Below are 22,240 nucleotides of genomic sequence, written 5' to 3'. Positions count from 1 at the left end.
ATTACTTTTTGCTCTTGGCATCCAGCTTGGCGATTTCCTCAGTTACGACAAAGGCAAGGTCTTCGTTGCCGAATAAGGACAGCACACTAAGCAGGGTATCATGGGGGATATCTCCCGCTTCCTCCTTCGGAACGGTCAGATCTATCCCCTGCTGTAGAGCGGCATTGGCCGCCTGCTGTGGATAAGCTCTGGTGTACAGCTCGGCGGGGTCGAGATCGTGATTTACACACCACTGGGCAAATACGAGAATCATCATCTGCTCGTCCTGTCTGTAATTCTCGATGATTTGTTCTTCAAGCTCTTTGCGGTTCATATGTGCAGCTCCTTTATTTCAGTTACTCATTCATATAGATAGTACCGTATATTATAGCGAAAGGTCAGGTGGGATCACAATGATTCTGAATGAGAAGATCAAGGCCGCGGAAGTCAGGCTCACAGGACTAGATGGTGAAGATTTGGGTATTGTGGCGGCGTCCGAGGCGCTGGCGATGGCGAAACGGCTGAAGGTGGATCTGGTATGTGACTCCCTTATGAGCAGCCCGCCCCCATGCCGTCTTGTATCTGCCGGAAACGCCAGAAAAGAAGCCGATCAGAAGCGGAAATCCAGCCAGCCTCCCAAGCTGAAGGAAATCCGGCTGACTCCCCGCATAGAAGATCATGACTACGAGACGAAGAAGCAGCAGGCGGAGCGAATGCTGAAGGCGGGCGATGTGGTCCGGCTCGTGGTGAAAATCAGCGGGAAGGAAGGGGCTCAGGCCAAGTCGCTGCTTGAAGATCTGGTCCGTGATCTGAAGCCTGTGGCACGGCCCAAGTCAGGTATTCATGTAAGCGGTAAGCAAGCAGAGGTGCAGCTCGATCCGCTGTAGGATGTTTATTTTTGTCAGCTATTTGCTTTTTAAAAATGGATAAGCTATAATGAGGTTAATTGTGAAGCGCTAACCTCATTTACACATTGTAAAGGGTTATCATTCTAAGGTATGAACCTTTTACAATGTGTGAATTTTTTATTTTCTCAAAAGAATAAAAAGAAACATGTTAAATAAATTATTGGAGGTAATACACATGGCACAACAAGGTACAGTTAAATGGTTCAACGCAGACAAAGGTTTCGGTTTCATCGAAGTTGAAGGTGGCGACGATGTATTCGTACACTTCTCCGCAATCACTGGTGAAGGCTTCAAAACTTTGGACGAAGGCCAACGCGTTGAGTTCAACGTAGTTCAAGGCAACCGTGGACCACAAGCTGAGAACGTTGTAAAACTGTAATAAATCATTACAGCGAAACATCCCCTGACCATATTGGTTAGGGGATGTTTTTTTGTGCTTATAATTTCATTTAAGCAGAGAAGAGACCTCTTACATCTCGGGCGAGTAGGGCCCTTATACGGATGATTGTTCACTGCCGGTGCTGCTGGTGTTGCCGGTGCTGCCGATGTTACCGGTGCTGTTGGTGCTACCGGTGTTGCCGATGCTGCTGGTGCTGCCGGTTCTGCCAGCTGCAGGCTCCTGGGTGGATGAAGCTCTTCTTAACTGCCACCGCTTAAGGGGGATGCCGGATGAGCAGATGAGCATGAGCATCAGGAGGATAAATGGCGTCCCATATCTTGAAGTGGGGATAAATAAGAGCTGGAAAGCAAGCATTCCGGCAATAGCCCAGGCAAGAAACTGTTTGCGGATCAGCCCATAAGGAATGCTGACCAGAGAGATAGCAATGATCAAGTAGTGAAGAGCGGCTGAGATTTTGACCTGAAGGACAGGGAAGTACTCCCTATTGTGGAACCACATTTCCTTGAACAGGTATTTCAGCTTGCCGTAGGTGAACCATTTGAAATAGGACAAGAAGTGGTCCCGGAAGCCGTTCAAGATCAGATAGATTCCGTAACGGGTCTGGTCATTGCCGAATTTGTGTTCCAGTTCATTGTAATCAACGTCTTTATAGAAGTAGGGATAGGCTCCGGCCAGAAGCGCGTTGCCACTGTCCTTGGCAAGCAGAGTGAATTCGTGCAGAACCAGCCAGTTCCTGAGAACCCAGGGCAGAAAGCATAGGAAGACAGTAAGCAGCAAGGGAACTAACAACCGGCGTTTAGCCTGATTGCAGGCTAAGAACACGATCGCGATTAGAAGTACGGGCGTCATCACAGGGCGGGTTAGTATAGCGAAGCTAAGAAGCACCGCGCTTAAGATCATACACCGAACAGAACCGCTGCGCCACATAATCTGCCAGGAAGCGAAGAAGCTCACGAGCAGGAAGAAGAACAACGTTTCCGTGTAAAATAAGCCTGTCATATAGATAAATGGAGGATATATCACCATAAAGGCACAGGCGGACCAGGTTAGCCACGGACGAGCTGCAGGGACAGAGCGTAAGAAAGCGTAAAGCGGGAAAATTGTGGCTGCTCCAAGCAGGATCTGGACCCATTTGAATGCGTTGAGATTCATTGAGAAAATGGCAAGAACAGTGGAGGCGTAAACAGGGAATCCCGGTGTAACCCGGGAATTGGAGGTCTCGCTTCCATAACCGTAGATATGTTGCGTGATGATCTGTTGGACCATAGTGTAATATCTCTGGCCATCACCCCCGAGGAAGTTAGGGCTTCCTGCCAGGAATACATAGGCGTACCGAAGAAATACAGCAGCCAAGAACAAGAACGCAAGAAGTAACGCGCTGCGGTGTAAGCGCGCAAAAGCATAGGTCTTCCGGAAATCCATATATAAAGCCCCTTTAAAGATTAAGTATTCAATACATTGAAATGATGCATAATCTTTAACACACACGGTGACAGAGGTGATTTAGTTACACTCTATCCGCAAAAAGATTTTGTACCCGGATAGAGTTGAGATGGGACAGGGGGCGGAAGGTGTGTGCGGAGTGAAAGATAAAAAAACTATTTGAAATCGCTATCAAAGGAGATTATAATGTGGGTATTGAAACGTTTCAATTCCTAAAACGGCCTTAAATCCATAAGAATCAATTATTCTACTAATTCTTAGCAATACACAAGGGATTGACATTAAGACGGCAGAGGACAAGCTTTTTAAGGAAATCTGAAGGGTTATAATGAGCAGAGGTAGTAAAGTTTATTTTTACTAAAAATCGAAACGTTTCGATATTTCTGATTATAAGTATCTTTTTATTCTTCCAAAAGCATATTATTGAAGGTTATACTAATTGTGGAATGAAGTAAGAAGGGCGGGACATGTAAATGGCAACGATTAAGGACGTGGCTAAACTGGCGGGGGTTGCTCTCTCAACGGCCTCGTATGCGCTGAACGGAGATACCAAGGTGGCGGAGAAGACAAGGACAAAGGTGCTCGAAGCCGCCCGGCAGCTGAATTATCGCAAGAACGGTTTTGCCATGGATTTAAAGCGAAGCCGCACTAACACAATAGCGCTTATTCTGACTGATTTGTCCGGACCTTATTATTCGGAACTGATCCGCAGCATTCAAGACGTGGCCCTTGCTAACGGGTATGATCTGATTGCCTGCAGTTCCATGGGCGGCAAGGATTCAACGGCCGTCCGGTTCCTGCGGGAGCGCAGGGTGGATGGAGCTGTGGTTCTGGCTCACAACATTACGGATGAAATTCTTTTGGAATCCGCCGGGGAGCGGTTCCCGATTGTGGTAATGGACCGGGGGCTGTCGGGCGATGGGTTGATCAACGTTCGCGTGGACAGTGAACAGGGGGGATACACCGCCACCCGTTATTTGATCGATGCGGGGCACCGCACGATTGCATATATCAGCGGCCCGTCCAATTCAAGTGATAACGCGCTCCGCTATCAGGGTTATCTACGGGCAATGCACGAGGCGGGTCTGGAAGAGAAGGCCAAGTGGCGGCTGAGCGGGAACTTTGTGCGGGAGGGTGGATACAGCGCCACCAAGATGATGATCATGCAGGGGGAGCTGCCTTCGGCAGTATTCTATGCCAACGATGAGATGGCACTTGGCGGCTTTAAGGCCTTCGAGGAGGCGGGGGTATCGGTACCCAATGACGTTTCGGTAATCGGCTTTGATGATATCCAGCTGGCCGAGTATGTGCGGCCTTCGTTGACTACAGTCCGCCAGCCGAAGCATGAGGCCGGTTCTCTGGCAGGACATCTCCTCTTTCAGATGTTGGACGGGGGAGAGGTGAACGACTCCTACAAGCTGATGATTGAGATGGTTGAGCGTGAATCAGTCCGGAAGTTAGGCGTTAAATCCGAAATTTAAACAGCGGGGTTGCTGATCGGGGTCTTTATCCAGACACAAGCCTATCCGCAGACGCTGGGGGCATCAACAGGATTTTATGTCATACTGCCGCTTGAATCACCGCTGAGGGAGAGACGAGGGGAAAGCTGCCGGCATACTGTACTTGCTGTATGGGCTTGGCGGAGATCAGTCCGGGTGGACCCGGCAGTCCCAGGTTGAGCGTTATGCTGAAGCTGACGGGTTCGCCCCTGGTGCTTCCGGTGGTTCATCGGAGCTATTACACGGATATGAAGCAGGGAGCCGCATATTTTACTTATGTGAGTGAAGAGCTCCCTGCGCCTGTTCAGGATATATTTCATGTTTCCTGTCTCCGGGCTGCGTAAGGACACCTTCGCGGCTGGGATTTCCATGGATGGGTATGGGGCATTCAAGCTGGAATGGCTTTTAGTTAACGGAGAAAATCGGGTGTGTCTTCTCCTCTGGTTTTGGAGGATGAGGGCTTTCATGCATTTTTGGTGAAACGTTTCAATTTTGGCGGAAATTAATTTATATAATTCACTGTAAATAATGATCTTTAATGAATGAAAACGATTCGCAATCCTAAACAAAGTGCTTATTCGAGTACACAGCAATTGTTAAGTGAACCCAGAAACTATAAGTTGAACTTGGACTCGCCCATAGGCAAGAGTGTGAAATGATTCTGGAGAAGCGAACGCTTGCTTTTGTGACCGGACTTTCACCTGTAAATTGAATTGAGGAATCTGGGAACATCAGCGATTGGAAGAACATTTCATAAGGGTACGTGTAAATCAATAATTCGACTTATATAACATGTTCTTTAATTATACAGGAGGTATGGGCATGATTGAGCAGTGCAGAAATGTGGATCTACAAAATTATATAGACAGGATGACTCAGGACGAGAAGATTGCCCAGCTGCTTCAGCTCGCAGCCCCTTTCTTTGAGGGTGCGAATGAGGGCGGGCAGATTACCGGGCCAATGGCGTCGCTTGGCATTACGGATGAGATGGTACAGGGAGCAGGCTCTGTTCTTGGCCTGGCAGGGGCAGAGGAAGTTATCGCCGTTCAGAAGGCCCACCTGGCAAAGAACCGCCACGGGATTCCGCTTCTGGTGATGGCTGATATCGTACACGGTTTCAAAACGATCTTCCCAGTGCCGCTGGCAATCGGCTGCTCCTGGGATCTGGAGCTGGCGGAGAAGAGCGCCGAGATTGCCGCCCGGGAGGCTGCGGTATCCGGTGTGCATGTTACCTTCGCCCCAATGGTTGACTTGGTACGTGATCCCCGCTGGGGACGGGTGATGGAATCCACCGGCGAGGACCCTTATCTGAACAGTGAATTCGCCAGAGCCTTTGTCAGAGGCTTCCAGGGCCAAAATCTGCAGGGGGATAAGATGCGTGTGGCCGCATGTGTGAAGCATTTTGCGGCATACGGACTCTCGGAAGGCGGACGCGATTACAACACGGTGGATCTTTCGGAAAGACAGCTTCGGGAGTACTATCTGCCAGCTTACAAGGCCGCGCTGGATGAAGGCTGCGAGATGGTAATGACCTCCTTTAATACGGTGGACGGTGTTCCTTCCACTGGGAACCGCAAGCTGATGCGCGAGCTGCTCCGTGAGGAGTGGGGGTTTGATGGTGTGATCATTTCGGACTGGGGGGCTGTCAAGGAGCTGATCCCGCATGGTGTTGCGGAGGATGAAGCCGAAGCCGCTTACCGGGCCATCCAGGCCGGAGTCGACATTGAAATGATGACCAGCTGTTATGTCCACTACCTGCCGCGCCTCATACAGGAAGGTCTTGTGGAAGAGAAGCTGGTTGATGAAGCAGTCATGCGCATCCTGGAGCTGAAGATGAAGCTGGGACTGTTCGATGAGCCGCTGCGCGGGGCTGATCCAAAGGCAGAGCAGGAGATTGTGTTCTGTGAAGAGCATCGCCTGGCTTCACGTGAACTTGCGGCCAAATCCTGCGTGCTGCTCAAGAATGACGGAGTGCTTCCGCTGGGCAAGCACCAGAAGATTGCCCTGATTGGGCCACTTGCATCCAGCGGAGACATTCTTGGGCCATGGTCATGGTCCGGCTCGCAGGAGGATGCCGTTAGGCTGGACGAGGCTATGCGCAGCTATGTAGGTTCGTCCAGGCTGATCGTCACGCAAGGCTGCGGGCTGGAATCTTCCATCGAAGGCCAGATGGAGCGGGCGGTAGCGGCGGCTAGGGAAGCCGACGTTATCGTGCTTGCGCTTGGGGAAGATTCCGAGTGGAGCGGCGAAGCAGGCTGCCGCTCAGATATCCGTCTGCCTCAGGCGCAGCTTGATTTGATTTCCTGGCTGAAGCCGCTGGGCAAGCCGATGGTTGCAGTGCTTTTCAATGGCCGTCCACTCGATCTGCATGGAGTTTTTGGCGAGACGAATGCGGTGCTTGAGGCCTGGTATCCGGGTAGTGAGGGCGGAGCAGCGGTGTCGGACATTTTGTTCGGGGAGGTCAATCCTTCAGGAAAATTAACCATGTCCATTCCGTATTCCGTAGGCCAGATTCCGGTGTACTACAATCACTTCAATACGGGACGGCCTAAAGATGCGCCTGATGCCCAGGTCCGGTACGTATCCCAGTACCTGGACATTCCGAATGAGCCGCTTCTGCCGTTTGGTTATGGCCTGAGTTACACCTCGTTTGCCTACAGCGGCCTGACGCTCTCATCGGAGACGATGACTGAGAAAGAGCCCATCACCGTGCGGGTTACGGTGACTAACACGGGAAGCTGTGCGGGGGAAGAGGTTGTGCAGCTCTACGTCCGGGACTGGTCGGGCGATGTGGTTCGGCCGCTCAAGGAGCTTAAGGGCTGGACGAAGGTCTTCTTGCAACCAGGTGAAAAGGCAGAGGTCGCCTTTACTTTATGTGAGAAGCAGCTCCGCTACCACCATGCCAACCTGCAATATAAGAGTGATACGGGGCGTTTTACTGTCTTTGTGGGAACGAACAGCCGGGATGCGGCTGGTGCCGAGTTCCGGCTTGAGAAATAAATGTGGTAGCCATATAAAATGAATCTTAGAATCAACCGGTCTCAGCTTCGATCCCGAGTGATTCTGAAGAAGCGGAGCGTCCGCCTTTGTCTCCGAAATGCCCTACTGGATAACAATTCCAATCTTTATAAGTTCATTTTATATATACAGAGAGAATAGGATGTGGGTAGATTGACGATGACTGCAACAAGCGCAAAGCTTATTTTGGAGAATGAGCTGCTGAAGTTCACTTTTTTAAACAGCGGTGATTTGTATCAGGCAAGCGGGCAGAATATCATGATTAATCAACTGCTGAGCAATCCGGTAGACGGTTCACTGGGCAATATCTATCTCAGACTGCATGAGCAGGATGGAATTCATGCATACCCGCTGCTGGGTGTGGATTCGGGGAGTCTTCTCCGCAAATATGCCGGCCATCTGGAATGGGAGGGCGAGATCAAGTCCCTGGAATCCGGGAAAATCAGGTACCGGGTCAGATTTACCCTGGCTGACGAGGGAATCTGGTTCTGGGATGTCGAGCTGGAAGGTTCGGGTGTCGAAGCGGATTTGATCTACGGGCAGGACGTGGGAATTGCCGATCCTGGGGCGGTACGCAGCAATGAAGCTTACTTATCCCAATATATTGATCATAATGTGTTCGATGATGAGCAGCTCGGGTATGTGATCTGTTCGCGGCAAAATCAACCGCAGGGCGGCAAATTCCCTTATCTCCAGCAGGGTTCCCTAACCAAAGCGGTAGGGTACTCCACGGACGGATTCCAGTTCTTCGGGCTGTCCTACAAAGAGACAAATAAACCGGCCATTCTCTCCCGGGAAAAGCTGGCTAATGATATTTATCAGTACGAGTTCGCTTATACAGCTCTGCAGACTCAGAGAGTCCGGCTTAACGGACAGGCGCGGTTCAATTTCTATGGCTTGTTCCGGCCTGATCATTCTGCAGCTACGTCGTCTCTGGAATACACGGCGGATGTTCGCAAGGCGTGGGACAAAGTGCAGGCACAGCTGCAGACTGAGCAGGGCCGTGACGGAGGGCAGACGTTCGGACAGGTGGCCAGATGCGGACATATCGGAGAGCCCTTGAAGGTTCTTCCGCTTGAGCAGAAGGAATTGGAGCTGCTGTTCCCTAACCGTTGCCAGGAAGAGTATGACGGCGACACGCTGCTGTCTTTTTTCACAGATACTTATGAGCATGTGATTCTGAAGGACAAGGAGCTTCGGGTGGAGCGTCCTCATGGGCATATTCTGATGAGCGGAGATAATGCCCGGATGAATGACCAGGTGATTACGACCACCTCGTATATGTTCGGCGTATTTAACTCCCAGCTGGTGGTGGGGAATACTAATTTCAATAAAATGATGACCAACACCCGGAATGCGCTGAATGTTCCTAAAACTTCGGGACAGCGCATTTACGTGGAGTTGGATGGGAAGTTCCATCTGCTGACCATGCCATCCTTGTTCGAAATTGGTTTCAACTATACCCGCTGGTATTATAAGACCGCTTCCGACATGCTGGTAGTCACGAATTACACGGTGGTTGACTCACCTGAAGTTCATCTTAGCGTCCGTTCGGTCAGCGGGAAGGCATACCGCTATCTGGTGACGAATCAAATCTCCATGAATGTGGGAGAATATGAGGTTCCGTATCATATGGAGCAGCAGGACAGAACACTTCTGTTCCGCGCCGATCAGGCTTCGATTAGCTCCGGCTTCTATCCGGCTCTGACCTACCGGCTGGATCTGGAAGGTCCAAGCTTCAGCCTGACGGACGAGCGGTCACTGGTTAGCGGACCGGCCCAGGGAACAGCTTCTTTGGTGGTGTTGAAGCTTGAGCCAGCAGCAGAGTGGACCATGACAATCCAGGGGCTGATTCAGGGCGGAGGTTCCAAGCCAGAGCCCCGCAATTTCGGCAGTGAGGTAGAGCGTTACCGTGAATTTTATGCCAGGGTTATGAATGGCTTCAAGTTGTCACGGGGGGGAGAGCAGGGTGAGCTCTTCAAGGTGAACGCCCTAGCCTGGTGGTATACCCACAACATGCTGGTGCATTATTCTGTGCCTCACGGACTGGAGCAGTATGGCGGCGCGGCTTGGGGAACCCGAGATGTATGCCAAGGCCCTGCGGAGTATTTTATGGCTACCCATAACTATAAGCAGGTACGCGACATTATCCTGACGGTGTACTCACACCAATATGAGGATGACGGGAACTGGCCGCAGTGGTTTATGTTCGACAAGTATGCCCAGATTCAGCAGGAAGACAGCCACGGCGATATTATTGTCTGGCCGCTTAAAGTACTGAGCGACTATCTGACAGCTACGAAGGATTTCGGAATTTTACAGGAGTTGGTTCCTTATACACGCAAGCATAGTTTTGATTTTACGGAGCCTCAGCCACTGCGTGATCATGTGCTTAAGGAGCTAGGTTATATCGAGGGGCATTTCCTGCATGATACCTGCTTGTCCTCTTATGGGGACGGAGACTGGGATGATACACTCCAGCCGGCCAATGAGCAGCTCAAACAGTACATGGTCAGCAGTTGGACGGTGGCTTTGACTTATCAGGCGATCCGTCAGCTTTCGCAGGTGCTTCAAGAAACCGAGCCACAGATGGCTGAGGACCTTGAACAGCTCTATGAAGGCATCCGCAGGGACTTTAACCAGTACATGCTGGGCACGGGGGTCATTCCCGGGTTTGTCTACCTGGAGAACCCGGATGATGCGAAGCTGATGGTACATCCTACGGATCAGGAGACAGGCATCCAGTATCGGCTGCTCCCCATGACCCGCGGTATGATCAGCGAACTTCTAACGCCAGAACAGGCCGAGTCGCATTATAAGCTGATTCGGGAGCATCTTCTCTGTCCTGATGGGGTAAGGCTGATGAATCGCCCGGCCCAATATACAGGAGGGGTTAGCATCCACTTCAAGCGGGCCGAGCAGGCGGCGAACTTCGGCCGTGAGATCGGGCTTCAGTACGTGCATGCGCATATTCGCTATGTGGAGGCTATGGCAAAGCTTGGGAAGCGGGACCAGGTATGGCATGGGCTTGCCGCCATTAACCCGATCGGCATCCAAGACGTGGTGCCTAATGCGGAGCTTAGACAGAGCAATACGTATTTCAGCAGCTCCGACGGTAAATTTGCAACCAGATATGAAGCACAGACGCGCTTTGAGGAGCTGAAGCACGGCAAGGTTCCGGTCAAAGGTGGCTGGAGAATTTACTCCAGCGGCCCGGGAATCTACATGAACCAGCTGATCTCAGCGGCTCTCGGCATCCGGGAGGCTGGCGGCGATCTGGTGATCGATCCGGTGCTTCCGGCGGATCTGGACGGACTCCGCTTCGACTTCGAGTATGATGGACAGCCGGTGACCTTCATCTACCGGTATACGGACGGTGTTGTACGTCGGGTGGCAGCTGGAGGACAGGACGTTCCGGCCACAGCAACCGCCAACCGTTACCGCACCGGGGGACTGTGTGTCCGCAGGGAAGATCTCAGACCGCTGCTTGCGCCTAGCGGCACGGAGATAGAAATTTATATGTAAGTTTCCGCCAGATTAGATACGGGTAAAACAAAATAGTACGTAATACGGAAGAAGCAGCCGCAGGAGTGAAGAAGAAGTTAAGCTCCTGAGGCTGCTTCTTATATATTTTCGCAGTGGTTTAATCTTAAGAAGGGACAGGTGGAAGGGGCAGGTGTAGGAATAAGAGACTCCATGGTATTTTTAGGAAGCGTGGTGTAAGCTAGCCTATATAAGTTGAATGCAGGAATTACCAATAGGGCAGGAGCGTGAAATGATTCAGGAGCAGCGAAGGGTTGCCTATGCCTTTGGTGACAGGACTCCTCAGCTTAATAAATTAATATCAAGACATCTGGGAGCAACAGCGACCTTAAAGGACCTTTCCCACGGCTGCCCTTCGTGTAAATCTGTAGTTCAACTTATGTTAGCAACTATTGTAATTTTATTTAATACGGGGTGATTCATTTGGTTACCGTCAAGAGACTGCATGAAGTGTCAATGAAGACAGTGCTGGAGGCATGGGAGAAGGGATTCGAGGGGTATTATGTGAATATGACCCTGCCGATGGCAGCTTTTATTAACCGGATGGTAAATGAGGATCTGCAGTTCGACCTGTCCAACATCATGCTGGATGGGGACAGGCCGGTGGGGATTAACCTGAACGGAATTCGTAAGTATCCAGAGGGCCATGTTACCGGCTGGAACGGGGGAATCGGTCTTGCTCCCGAGTACAGGGGGAAGGGATTTGGAAAGCTCTTAATGGAAGAGAGCCTCAAGGCCTACCGGGAGGCCGGGGCGCATCAGGCTACGCTTGAGGCGTTCGTTCAGAATGTAGGGGCCATCAAGCTGTATGAGAAGTTCGGTTATGTGGTGCAGGACAAGCTTCTATTCCTGAGCACCAGTGAGCCGGTGTATTTTGAGACTGAAGCAGGCATTGACACTACCTATACAGCTGATCTGGATCTACCGATTGCCGTATCAAGGCTTCCGTTCTATAACTCCAGAACGGCTTGGCAGACCCAGTGGCAGAGCGCTAAAGGGGGCCTATCGCTGATCGCTTATCTTGGCGGTGAGCCTGTCGGTTATGCAGTATTTAAGCAGAATTATAATATCCAAGGTGAGCTTGTCTCGATTATGCTGTATCGGTTGGAGGTCCAGCCGGAACATGCGAACGCGCTTCAGGTTCATAAATATCTGCTTGGCCAGGTCTTCGACCCAGGCAAGGGAGCAGTGAAAAAGACCGTGATCAGCCATGAGGGCAGCCAGAAGGAACTCGTGAACATACTTACCGGGCTCGGCTTCTCCAAGGAGTTTGAGCTGGTATATATGGAGAATGAGCTTGCCCCTGCTCCTGTTCCTACTTCTGCTCCTGCTGCGGAATAGTTCCTGCCTAAACCTAACAATCCCAACCTGGTTCTACCGGATTGGGATTGTTTGTGTTATTTGCTTCGGCCTTCGAGGAAAAGAGTCAGCTCTGCGGCCGGCATCGGCTTGCCGAACAGGTAGCCTTGAACTTCATGACAGCCCAGCTGCTCCAAGATCCGGAGCTGATCGGTCGTCTCGATGCCCTCGGCCACAACCTGCATGTCGAGATTGTTGGACAATTCAATAATTGTCCCTACCACCGCCGCGTCCCGTTTGCTAACCGCAATGTTGGTGATCAGGGAGCGGTCAATTTTCAGGTAATGTAGCGGCAGATTGCTGAGCATGCTGAGAGAGGAGTAGCCTACGCCAAAATCATCCAATGCCAGGGTGATGCCCAGGTCGTTCAGTTCACCGCACAGCCGGAGCGAGGCCTCCAGATCCATAATGGCCGTGCTCTCGGTAATTTCAAGGCACAGATTCCGGGCAGGCAGGTCGAATTGCCTTAATAGGTCGATGACATGGAAGGCGAATTGCTGGTCTCTAAGCTGCTGGGCAGAGATATTAACGGATACCACGAAGTCTCTGTATCCCATATCAACCCAGCTTTTCGCTTGAATAATGGCTGTTCTCAGAACCCAGGCACCAATGGTCACGATAAGTCCGGTATCCTCCGCTACAGGAATGAATTCCGCTGGAGATACGGGACCAAGCTCGCGGCTGTTCCAGCGCAGCAGCGCTTCTACGCCGTGCACCCGCCGTGTACTTAAGTCAATCTGGGGCTGGTAATGCAGGGTTAGCTCATTCTGCTCCAGCGCCTTGAACAAACCGTTATACACAGCGAGATTCCGGTCGGCCTTCTCTTGAAGCTGTGAGTTGAACATGTAAATTTGGTTTCGTCCGGCCTTCTTGGCCTCGAACATGGCCATATCGGCATTCTGAAGCAGCACATTGATTTGTGATCCGTCCCTTGGAGCGATGCTCACCCCTATGCTGGCGGTTACGGTGTACAGCTTGTTGTCAATTACAAAAGGCTTCTTGAAAATATCCATCAACGCGTCAGAATAGTTCATTGCATCGTCATTTTCCTGCAGACCTTCGATCATGATGGCGAACTCATCACCCCCAAGCCGCGTGATCACACAGCTATCCGGCAGCCTGGCCTTCAAGCTGTCTGCCACCTGTTGGAGCATCAAATCGCCGGAAGAATGCCCCAAGGTATCATTAATCCACTTGAATTGATCCAAATCAAGCAGGATTAAAGCTACCTTGCTGTCATGTTGGAGGGTCTCCAGCGTGGCCGCCAGCTTATCCCGCAGCAGCCGGAGATTGCCTAGTCCGGTGAGTGTATCTTGGTAAGCCATCTCTATCAGCTCACGCTCGGTGTTCTTCTGTCTGGAAATATCTTGGGTAACCAGGAAAGCTAGCATTTGCCCGCCAGATTCCAAGTAATCACAGTAAACCTCTACCTGTTTATATGTACCATCTACATGCTTAAGCTCGAACTCCTCTTGTCCCGGCTTCAATGTTGTGAAATGCTGTTCATAGTTCTCTGCAAAAGAAAGCGCTTGTTCTTCCCGCATCAGCTCGGTAAAGTGGATGCCCAGCAGGCTGGTGTGATTGGCTCCCAGAAGCTCCCGGAAGGCCTTATTTGTCTCCACAATCTCCCCTCTCTCGTTAAGAAGGGCAATTCCGTTATAGGAGTTCTTGAAGAGAAGTTCATAACGGCGCCCCGCTGAGGCGAGAAAGTCAAAGCGGACCATGGAATAACGAATTGCAATAATCCAAGGAAAGACACAGTAGGACGGCAAAAAATCAAAAACATAAAGCTCGTTTGTCCTAAGCAAGAAATTCAGCGAGGACAGAACAATAAGCGACACCACCGTGATCAGGGAGCCGATCAGGATGACCTGGATGCGGTAACGCTCCTGTACCAGCAGTTTATTGCTGTGCAGCTTGCGGTACGATACCGCAATCATCAGAAGCAGGACAAGAAGGGTGTAGACGATCAAGGACAGAAGTACGATCCGGAACAGGTCATTAAACTCGGCGACACGCCCCTCATTGAATTCCTGGATCATTACGGCCGGAATGCCCGAGTCCGGAATGAAGATAAAGATAAGTCCCAGCATAGGAGCCAGGCAGGCCATGTGCTTTAATGCAGGATGGAGCTTCAGCCGGCTAATATAGTGGAAGAAATATAAGGCGAGGGCCATGGTTGGGAAGGTGACCGCGTATTTCAACGAACCTACTTCATCAGCCAAGCTCCCCAGCGGAACCTGAAATATCAGGAAATCAAACAGAAAAATGAGGCCCAGTGAAAGAGTCAGGACCATGGTAAGCTGATGCAGACGATTCTTGGGCTGTCTTTGAAAAATCTCAATGGCCATATAATAGAGAAACAGAAAGGGAATTAAATCAATTACGATTGAGTACAACAAGATGTTCATTTATTTGCTCCAATCGCTCTTAGTATGTACAGTCGTTATCGGATGGCCGATATACTTCCTGGCCCAGCGAGAGTTACCTTCATATTTTATCGGTATAAAGTCATGAAACTTTTAATACATAATTGGTTCTTTAGACATGTCTTTTATAAATTTGGTTATATCATCCAAGTTGTGTGGATGGGGGGAAATAACGTCCAGACCGCTTCACTTTGGCAGAAATCGCTGTATTTTCGACGGAAATTCAGTGATATTCCCTGCCGAATGGTCACCGATAAAGGTTATGTTACCGAAATGCGAAACACCCCTTGAAACAGCTCAGTCCCTAACTCTTGAGTTGGGAAGAAGGCAGTCCAAGGGATATTTTTTATTTGCTGCAGATAGGTAGTTGTTCTAACGCGGGTATGCGGGGGGATTTAAGCATTTACTCCGGCGCTGGAAGGGGATTTTGACTGCGGTGCTTCGGATTGAGGGGACAGCACTTCCTTCTTCATAAAGAGGCAAATGATGAAAGTCAATACCGCAAATCCAATGCTGATGGCAAAGATAGATTGGAAGGAATTCGCAAAGACCGTCTTAACATTCAGGATTAGATCCGCTGGCAAACCGTGCGGAATGCTGCCATTGCCAAGGGACTCCCTCGTTTCGGCAGGAAGATTGTCGGACAAGGAAGCAATGCCGCTGCTGATTCTGCCTGAGAGCAGACTGCCGAAAATACTAAAACCAAGGGTGGTGCCGAGAGACTGGAACAGCTGCACGGTGGCAAGGCCTATACCTGCGTGTTCTTTGTCCACGGATTCCTGCACAATCAGATTGTCTGTTCCGAACAGCACGCCGATGCCAAGCCCCAGAATGAAGAACGTGACCAGCACATAAATTACCGAGGTCTCTACATTAATCTGAGCCAGCATAATATAGCTGATGACAGGGACTCCGGCTCCAATTCCCTGTATGGCACGGCCGATCAGCAGCATAGCCATGGAATTGGAGAGCCCGCTTATGATGGAACCTGCCATGAATAAGGTCATGCAGATTAAGTAAATTCTCTTATAGCCGAACAGATCGGCCAGCTTGCCGAAGATCGGCATAAAGATGGTGATGGACAGCATGTAGATGCCAGCCACCCAGCCAAGCAGGGCCAATCCGTTTAGCTCTCGGATAATAGTTGGCAGGGCGGTGGACACCACGGTTTCATCTAGGGCCGAGAAGATAACGCCAAGCAGGAGCCCGATGAGAAGCCACCTTCGATTATTGTTATTGTTATGAACAGCAGTCATATTCACACCTCTTTCGTTATTTATCCTTTACGATCAGACGAAGCAGAATTCCGTATCCAGCTTGCTATAGCCGTGCATCATCGATGAGACATCGATCAGCATCAGGCTGCCGACGTATCTTTTGTCAAGGGTCAATGGATTCATGGAATCTGTGCATGATTTTAGAAGAAGAAGCCATAATACTGATAGGATTCACTATTGGTAACCGAGGAGGGAATTGAAATGACACATCCGGAGCAGAACGATCCGAAGGGTTTTAAGGGATCTGATAATAACGGTCAGAGTGTGAGCAGTGTACGGGGTGGGGAGCATCGGCCGGGCCGCAAGAGCCAGTACAAGAACCATAATGCGGATGGTGAGGATATCCCGAATGAGTTCATCAGCAAGCCTGAGGAATAAGCAGGTGGCGTTAAGAAGTGTCAGTGCGTACTAATTCGTTCTTATGAGGCTGTCTTGGCCATAATCACCTGGCCTTGGGACAGTCTCTTTGGTCTGCATCGAATCCAGCTTGTAATGATCATCTGATAGAATGCAAACAGCTGCTCCAGTAGCTTGGATAGGGTTATATGCGCCTTTTTATATGGGTTAGGTTGTTCATATGTGTCTATTTTGTAAGTTCTATCGTGAGCATTATTCTTAGCACTCCTTCAAAGCACCCGGGCCTACCATGCATTTCCCGCTGTCTTCGGATTAATGGAAGAATTTGAAACTATGAATCCAGGTGTGGTATGAAATAGGGGTAGATAGACTTGCGGTAAACTACATTCATGGGACAAGAGGTGCAGCAGATGGAGAAGAAGCTTCGTTGGGGAATTATAAGCACAGCAGATATCGGAATTAAGGCGGTTATGCCTGCGATTCAGCAGTCGGCTACTGGAGTGTTAGCTGCCGTGGCCAGTCGCAATCTGGATAAGTCGGAAGCGGTGCGGGCACAGTTCGGTATGGATAAAGCTTACGGCACTTATGAGGAGCTGTTAGCCGATCCTGAGATTGATGCGGTGTACATCCCGCTCCCGAATCATCTCCACCGGGAATGGGCCATTAAGGCGATGGAGGCGGGTAAGCATGTGCTGTGCGAGAAGCCGTTAGCACTGAATGCGGCCGAGGCAAGCGAAATGGCACAGACAAGTGCCAGAACCGGCATGGTTCTGGCTGAAGCCTTCATGTACCGGCACCATCCGCGGCTAGACCGGGTCCGGGAGCTGATTGAGCAAGGCGAGATTGGGGAAATCCGGGGAATACGGAGTGTATTTACTTTCAATAACCCGGATACCACAAACATCCGGGCGAAGCGGGAATATGGGGGAGGCGGACTGTATGATGTCGGCTGTTATCCGTTAAGTGCAGCCAGGCTTATCCTGGGAGCCGAACCTGTGGCAGCCACCGTACAGGCCCAGTTCTCCGATGCACACGATGGCGTGGATATGATGGCTTCCGGACTGGTGGAGTTCCCGGGCGGAGTGGGGCTTACCTTTGACTGTGGCATGTGGGCGGAAGGTCGGGAGTTCCTTGAAATCCTTGGGAGCAGAGGAAGAATTGAAGTGCCACACACGTTCACGGCAGGAGAGAAGAATACGGCGTTCACCGTATATAAGGACGGCATTTCCCGTGAGGAGAGACCTGAGGGCGTGAATTCTTACGTGCTGGAGGTTGATGATGTGGCTGCTGCCGCCTTTGGCCTTAGACAGCCGAGGTTTGAAGCGGAGGATGCCGTTCATAATATGAGACTGATCGATGCATGTCTGCAGTCGGCGAGAGAACGCAGACGGGTGGAATTGTAAGGCGGTTGCTTCGCAGTCCTTCTGTGAACTCCTGAAGTGAGTGAGGGTAGAGTCTTAAGGGAATGAACCAATATTTGCTGCTCAGGAGGACGGCTGGGGAATAAACGTGAGTGGAACCTTCCTATCGCAAAGGTTTGGGATTAGTAGATTTGTTTCTTTATAAGTCGAACTTAAGAATTACGTGTTCAACTTATATAGCTAGTATCCAACTGCTGTAATGGCTGTTGCAGCAGGCGGTTAGATACGTGGCAATATAACAAGGGTGCCTCCAACCATGAATATGGCTTGGGGCACCCTTGTTTGTAGTAAATGTGATATACGCTGCTAGGGATACGGATTAGTTCAAGAGTTTCTCAAGAAGGCTGCGGCCGAGATGTCATTCGTCAAATGTTATCGCCGCTATCCTCTGGACCGGTCTAATCGATTAATCTGTTCAAGCGGATCAATCGCTATAATCGGTTCAAGTGGTTTAAGCAGCTTAGGTGGCTTAGTGGCCTAACCCGTTCTTAAGCCCGGGCTTCCAGGTTAAAGCCGGAGTTCACATCGTCCGTGCCGTCAACATCATCCAGCGAAGCATCCTTCTGTTTGTCGAACATAGCCTGTACCGCCGGGGTTGCCGGGAAGATCAGGCTGAACAGCACGATGGTGATTCCGGATACAACTACGCCGGACATGCCTGGCATCATCCACAGATCAGTAACCAGTCCGAAGAATCCGGTCGATTCGGTGGTCCAGCCGGGAACCCCAAAGATCGAAGTGAGAATGTAATAGAGCAGACCCACCGTAATACTGGCCCACACGGCAATGGTGGACACTCTCTTCCAGAATGGCCCGAGCACGAGCGGCCAGAACACCGTCACGAAGATGATATCCCAGGCAAGATAAGCGAGGTCAATAATCTGCTGGAAGTTGATCGCCAGAACGAAGCCGATCACGGCGCTTACCGCGATTCCGATACGGGATACCCGGAGCAGCTTGGTTGGGGACGGATTCGTATTAATAAAATCGAGATAAATGTTCTTGGTGAATACACCCGAGGACGCGACAAAGCACGCGGCCAGTGTGGACATGCCCATCGCACCAAGTGCTGTCAGGAAGATGGCGGAGACGAGCGGCGGGAAGTAGCCTTGGGCGAAGGCCAGCATCAGATTCTCCGGATTCTGGCTGCCCGGGTAGATATACTTGTATGCTTCCCCAAGCATGCCGGGAATCCAGCTGATCGCAATGACCGCGATCCCGGAGATGATCATGCCCCGCTGGGCGATCTTCGGGTTCTTGGCCCCGGCTACCCGCTGCCCGAGATCGGCTGCAGGAATGTCACCGAGCGCCAGCACAAGGTACAGGCTCCAGAAGGTAGCACCGCCCTTGTTGTATAGGGTGCTTATGTTCCACCAGTCGGGGTGGAAGATGTTGTCATGATACGAATAAATGACGGCGATCGTAATCCCGAGAATACCCAGAATGGAGAGCAGTCCTTGAATAACCTCTGTGTAGGCTACCGCCCACAGCCCGCCAATGATGGAATACAGGGCGGTCAGCAGCACGAACAGCAGAGCGGCCGGAATGAATTCCAGGTGGAAGATCGCCTGCAGGATATAGGTACCGCCGACAGTTAATGCACCGGCATTGAAGAATCCGAATGCAATTGTCATGACGGAGCCGGAGTATGCGCCGAGCTTCTTGCTGGCGTATCTGAGCCCGTAATAGTCGGCGATCGTCCAGCCCTTGAGCCGGCGCAGCGGCCGGGTCCAGATGAAGGCGCCCAGGATCATACAGGTGCCGAGCCCGGCCATGGTTGCCGTACCCTCGAAGCCGCCGGTACTGTAGCCGGAGCCAATTGCGGCGAAGAAGAATGGCGCTGCCAGCATGGCGGCCAGCAGGCTGCCCGCCACGACATACAACGGCATGCTCCAGCCGGCAACGAGCAGGTCTTCGGCGGTTTTAATTTTTTGATAACCTTTGAAGCCAATATAGTAGATGAAGGCCAAGTAAATCAGAAATACGATAATGGATGTCATGATGTTCCTCCTGTATAAGCCTGCTATAATCCGTTTAGTTCATTACGCTGCCGCCATTAGGTCCCAGGATCTGGCCGGTATAGAAATTCGCATCGTCGGAAGCCAGAAACAGAACGGACTTGGCAATCTCTTCAGGCTGGGCGAGCCGTTTCAATGGGTATTTTGCGGCTTCCTCTTCTTCATAACCCTCGCCAAAGTCCGCCAAGATGTCGGTAAAGGTGCCTCCTGGCGCCACCGAGTTGACATTGATGTGAGGAGCAAGCTCGCGGGCGAGCGCCTTGGTGAAGGAGCTGATGCCGCCCTTGGCGGCGGAGTAATGCGTAAACTCCTCGCAGCCGAGACTGGCTAGATCGGAGGAAATATTGATGATCTTGCCTGCCTGGTTCTCCCACATCCGGCGTGCCGCTTCTCTGGCATTATAAAATGTGCCGTATAGATGAACCTTGATCATCCGGTCCCACTGTTCATCCGTCATATCTCTTACGGTAACGGCTTGGGCGATTCCGGCATTGTTCACCAGAATGTCCAGCCTGCCGAACAGGCGGTCGAAGGCGGTGAACATATCCCGCACTTGGGCCGAGTCACTGACATCAGCATGGAAAATCTCTGCCTTTACTCCATAGCTCTCGGCTTCTTTCTTGACAGCAAGGGCATCGCTATCCTCGCCGATATAATTGATCATCACATTTGTCCCAGCTTTGGCGAACTCCAGTGCCACCGCTCTGCCAATGCCTTTGCTGGCGCCAGTGACCAGCGCCGACTTGCCTTGTAGTCCTGCATAACCCATAAGATCATCGCTCCTGTCTGTTAGACTTTGAATGTTTTGATTAATTCCTGCAGGGATTGTGACGTCTCGCTTAAGGATTCTGTAGCCTTGGCCACTTCCTTAATAAATTGCAGCTGCTGTCCTGAGGCATAAGCGACTTGATCGGATTTGACCGCAATATCCCCAGCTGCCGATCTGAGCTCGGTTACCGAAGCGGTAACCTCTTCGGACGAAGCCGAGATTTGTTCAGAGGAAGCGGAAATTTCCTGCATCTGCATGGCTACGTTCTTGGTTGATTCCTGAATCTGGTTGAATGCCTGAGCCGCTTCTTTCATTAGAGAAAGACCGTGGCGAACATCCTGCTGCCCTTCCTGGGCCATAGTCTGCGACTCTGCCGTGCTGCGTGTAATGCTCGACAAGTGTTCGGCAATGGTACTGGCGGAACGTCCTGTGCTCTCGGCCAGCTTGCGGATTTCGGATGCGACCACCGCGAAGCCGCGGCCATGCTCCCCAGCACGTGCAGCCTCAATAGAAGCGTTAAGTGACAGAAGATTTGTCTGTTCAGCCACATCGGTGATCAGCTGGGTCATTTCATTGATCTCGCCAATCTGGGAGTTAAGCAGCTGGATGACATCTGCAATACGGGTAACAGAATCCGTAATCTTGTTCATCTGGTTTTGCAGCTTTTGAACGGATTCCTGTCCGCTCTGAGCGCTAAGAGCCATCTGCTCGGACTCCTCTGATGCGGCTGAAGTAGATTCAGCGATACGCTGAATGCCGATGGCTGTCTCTTCGAGAACCGTTACAGTCTCATCGGTAATCTTGGAGGTCATTTGAGTTTTCTCAGCCACTTCAGCCATGTCGTTGTTAACCTTAATGGAGTAAGTCTCAGTCTCCTGGGAGCTTGCGGTCAGCTGCTCGGAAGACGAGGCCACATGCTCGGACGACTCTTGAATGTTCAGGATCAGAGTACGCAGACTGGTCTGCATTTTGACAACAGCCGAATTAAGCTGGCCGATTTCATCGTTCGACTTATAGCTGAGCTGTTCACTACTGAGGTCGCCTTCTGCAATCCGGTTGGACACATGCACAATCGACTTCAGCGGTTTCAGAATCATATTGATGATGGAGTAAATAACAAGAGCTACAATTACGAGTCCGATCAGGGTGATAATCACCTGCTGGTTGCGGGCCTCGTTTGACAGCTTGTGGATGTAATCCGCCGAATAGTCGATCCCGATCACTGCGATGACTTGTCCATCCACCTTGATGGGAGAGAACACCGTTCTCCAGGTGCCGAATGGATCATCGAAGATATCGGTAACCTGGGATTCTCCCGTCGCATATACCTTCTTCGCAGCTTCCAGGTGAATAGGAGCCAGATCAGCAAACAGCGCGCCGGGTTTGTAAATTTCATTCAGATTCGTTGTGAACGCCTGAGTGGTCACCTTATCGTCCTTAAGGCTCCAGATATAACTCCAGCTCATCACACCTTGGTCTTTCTGAATTTGATCCAGCTGCTTCTGCAGGTTTGTAAAGTCCGGGTTCCCAGGCCCGTTCTTACTGATCAGGCGGCTGACCTGCTGCGGATCGACCTGCATGCTGGTCAGAGTTCCTACACTTAGCAGCTCTCTTTTCAAATCATTAGATAGATTCGTCTTCAGAATATTCAGGCTGAAATAAGAGACCGCCGCAAAAATAAGCACAACCACAACGATAACGATAATTGAAACCTTGTACTTCAATGATAGATTCCTTGCTTTTTCCACAATCTCTTCTCCTTTGATATGGCGATTCTTCCCTACAGAATGCTCTGTGGAAACCCACGGTGTTTGACATCA

At 50.9% G+C, this 22,240-nt stretch carries 16 protein-coding genes; 9 read left to right on the top strand and 7 right to left on the bottom strand.

Features of this window, described 5'->3' with window-relative positions; all coding sequences use genetic code 11:
- Position 1: 1 nt before the first annotated feature.
- The gene (locus BN6628_RS23120; RefSeq protein WP_068620992.1) at positions 2-313 is read right to left on the bottom strand and encodes a hypothetical protein; all 312 of its coding nucleotides are present in this window, start codon (positions 311-313) and stop codon (positions 2-4) included.
- Between the two features lie 79 nt (positions 314-392).
- On the opposite strand from BN6628_RS23120, the gene infC reads away from it, so the two are divergent.
- Together infC and BN6628_RS23110 are read left to right on the top strand one after the other, a co-directional pair.
- A complete protein-coding gene (gene infC, locus BN6628_RS23115; protein WP_068620990.1) occupies positions 393-866 on the top strand; it encodes a translation initiation factor IF-3 in 474 nt (157 codons plus the stop codon).
- Between the two features lie 196 nt (positions 867-1,062).
- A complete protein-coding gene (locus BN6628_RS23110; protein ID WP_068620988.1) occupies positions 1,063-1,266 on the top strand; it encodes a cold-shock protein in 204 nt (67 codons plus the stop codon).
- Between the two features lie 114 nt (positions 1,267-1,380).
- Here BN6628_RS23110 and BN6628_RS23105 read toward each other — a convergent pair whose 3' ends face one another.
- Positions 1,381-2,709 carry a glycosyltransferase family protein gene (locus BN6628_RS23105; RefSeq protein WP_068620986.1) on the bottom strand — a complete coding sequence of 443 codons (1,329 nt, stop codon included), beginning with the start codon at positions 2,707-2,709 and terminating at the stop codon, positions 1,381-1,383.
- 494 nt (positions 2,710-3,203) lie between these two features.
- Between BN6628_RS23105 and BN6628_RS23100 the strand changes: the two genes are divergently transcribed.
- The 5 genes from BN6628_RS23100 (at position 3,204) to BN6628_RS23080 (ending at position 12,131) form a co-directional block, all read left to right on the top strand.
- Complete coding sequence (locus BN6628_RS23100) at positions 3,204-4,211, top strand: LacI family DNA-binding transcriptional regulator (RefSeq protein ID WP_068620984.1); 1,008 nt, start codon at positions 3,204-3,206, stop codon at positions 4,209-4,211.
- 203 nt (positions 4,212-4,414) lie between these two features.
- Positions 4,415-4,573, top strand: a complete 159-nt coding sequence (locus BN6628_RS23095) for a hypothetical protein (protein ID WP_157692503.1) — start codon at positions 4,415-4,417, stop codon at positions 4,571-4,573.
- 478 nt (positions 4,574-5,051) lie between these two features.
- Positions 5,052-7,229, top strand: coding sequence for a glycoside hydrolase family 3 N-terminal domain-containing protein (locus BN6628_RS23090; RefSeq protein WP_068620981.1), 2,178 nt, complete (start codon positions 5,052-5,054; stop codon positions 7,227-7,229).
- 177 nt (positions 7,230-7,406) lie between these two features.
- A complete protein-coding gene (locus BN6628_RS23085) occupies positions 7,407-10,772 on the top strand; it encodes a GH36-type glycosyl hydrolase domain-containing protein (protein WP_068622580.1) in 3,366 nt (1,121 codons plus the stop codon).
- A 474-nt stretch (positions 10,773-11,246) separates the two neighbouring features.
- A complete protein-coding gene (locus BN6628_RS23080) occupies positions 11,247-12,131 on the top strand; it encodes a GNAT family N-acetyltransferase (RefSeq protein ID WP_235847749.1) in 885 nt (294 codons plus the stop codon).
- A gap of 56 nt (positions 12,132-12,187) precedes the next feature.
- On the opposite strand, the gene BN6628_RS23075 is transcribed toward BN6628_RS23080, so the two are convergent.
- Positions 12,188-14,560, bottom strand: coding sequence for a putative bifunctional diguanylate cyclase/phosphodiesterase (locus BN6628_RS23075; RefSeq protein ID WP_068620977.1), 2,373 nt, complete (start codon positions 14,558-14,560; stop codon positions 12,188-12,190).
- A 413-nt stretch (positions 14,561-14,973) separates the two neighbouring features.
- Complete coding sequence (locus BN6628_RS23070) at positions 14,974-15,834, bottom strand: MFS transporter (protein WP_068620975.1); 861 nt, start codon at positions 15,832-15,834, stop codon at positions 14,974-14,976.
- Between the two features lie 222 nt (positions 15,835-16,056).
- Between BN6628_RS23070 and BN6628_RS26235 the strand changes: the two genes are divergently transcribed.
- On the top strand, positions 16,057-16,233 hold the full coding sequence (locus BN6628_RS26235; RefSeq protein WP_157692501.1) for a hypothetical protein: 177 nt from the start codon (positions 16,057-16,059) through the stop codon (positions 16,231-16,233).
- A gap of 389 nt (positions 16,234-16,622) precedes the next feature.
- On the top strand, positions 16,623-17,615 hold the full coding sequence (locus tag BN6628_RS23065; protein ID WP_068620973.1) for a Gfo/Idh/MocA family protein: 993 nt from the start codon (positions 16,623-16,625) through the stop codon (positions 17,613-17,615).
- 506 nt (positions 17,616-18,121) lie between these two features.
- Here BN6628_RS23065 and BN6628_RS23060 read toward each other — a convergent pair.
- Genes BN6628_RS23060 through BN6628_RS23050 form a run of 3 tightly spaced genes read right to left on the bottom strand, consistent with a single transcriptional unit; the run spans position 18,122 to position 22,168 of the window.
- Positions 18,122-19,633, bottom strand: a complete 1,512-nt coding sequence (locus tag BN6628_RS23060) for a sodium:solute symporter family protein (RefSeq protein WP_068620971.1) — start codon at positions 19,631-19,633, stop codon at positions 18,122-18,124.
- Positions 19,634-19,667: 34 nt separating this feature from the next.
- Positions 19,668-20,420, bottom strand: a complete 753-nt coding sequence (locus BN6628_RS23055; RefSeq protein WP_068620969.1) for an SDR family NAD(P)-dependent oxidoreductase — start codon at positions 20,418-20,420, stop codon at positions 19,668-19,670.
- Positions 20,421-20,440: 20 nt separating this feature from the next.
- Positions 20,441-22,168 (bottom strand): methyl-accepting chemotaxis protein, encoded by a 1,728-nt coding sequence (locus tag BN6628_RS23050; RefSeq protein WP_068620967.1) that lies wholly within the window; start codon positions 22,166-22,168, stop codon positions 20,441-20,443.
- Positions 22,169-22,240: the final 72 nt, after the last annotated feature.

This window comes from Paenibacillus tuaregi (assembly GCF_900086655.1).
GTDB lineage: Bacteria > Bacillota > Bacilli > Paenibacillales > Paenibacillaceae > Fontibacillus > Fontibacillus tuaregi.
The sequence above is the reverse complement of the archived record's forward strand: the minus strand, read 5'-3'. Positions and strand labels throughout refer to the sequence as shown.

Coding starts and splice junctions, on each gene's coding strand:
- BN6628_RS23120 (WP_068620992.1), bottom strand. CDS start 313: ATGAACCGCAAAGAGCTTGAAGAACAAATCATCGAGAATTACAGACAG.
- infC (WP_068620990.1), top strand. CDS start 393: ATGATTCTGAATGAGAAGATCAAGGCCGCGGAAGTCAGGCTCACAGGA.
- BN6628_RS23110 (WP_068620988.1), top strand. CDS start 1,063: ATGGCACAACAAGGTACAGTTAAATGGTTCAACGCAGACAAAGGTTTC.
- BN6628_RS23105 (WP_068620986.1), bottom strand. CDS start 2,709: ATGGATTTCCGGAAGACCTATGCTTTTGCGCGCTTACACCGCAGCGCG.
- BN6628_RS23100 (WP_068620984.1), top strand. CDS start 3,204: ATGGCAACGATTAAGGACGTGGCTAAACTGGCGGGGGTTGCTCTCTCA.
- BN6628_RS23095 (WP_157692503.1), top strand. CDS start 4,415: ATGCTGAAGCTGACGGGTTCGCCCCTGGTGCTTCCGGTGGTTCATCGG.
- BN6628_RS23090 (WP_068620981.1), top strand. CDS start 5,052: ATGATTGAGCAGTGCAGAAATGTGGATCTACAAAATTATATAGACAGG.
- BN6628_RS23085 (WP_068622580.1), top strand. CDS start 7,407: ATGACTGCAACAAGCGCAAAGCTTATTTTGGAGAATGAGCTGCTGAAG.
- BN6628_RS23080 (WP_235847749.1), top strand. CDS start 11,247: ATGAAGACAGTGCTGGAGGCATGGGAGAAGGGATTCGAGGGGTATTAT.
- BN6628_RS23075 (WP_068620977.1), bottom strand. CDS start 14,560: ATGAACATCTTGTTGTACTCAATCGTAATTGATTTAATTCCCTTTCTG.
- BN6628_RS23070 (WP_068620975.1), bottom strand. CDS start 15,834: ATGACTGCTGTTCATAACAATAACAATAATCGAAGGTGGCTTCTCATC.
- BN6628_RS26235 (WP_157692501.1), top strand. CDS start 16,057: ATGACACATCCGGAGCAGAACGATCCGAAGGGTTTTAAGGGATCTGAT.
- BN6628_RS23065 (WP_068620973.1), top strand. CDS start 16,623: ATGGAGAAGAAGCTTCGTTGGGGAATTATAAGCACAGCAGATATCGGA.
- BN6628_RS23060 (WP_068620971.1), bottom strand. CDS start 19,633: ATGACATCCATTATCGTATTTCTGATTTACTTGGCCTTCATCTACTAT.
- BN6628_RS23055 (WP_068620969.1), bottom strand. CDS start 20,420: ATGGGTTATGCAGGACTACAAGGCAAGTCGGCGCTGGTCACTGGCGCC.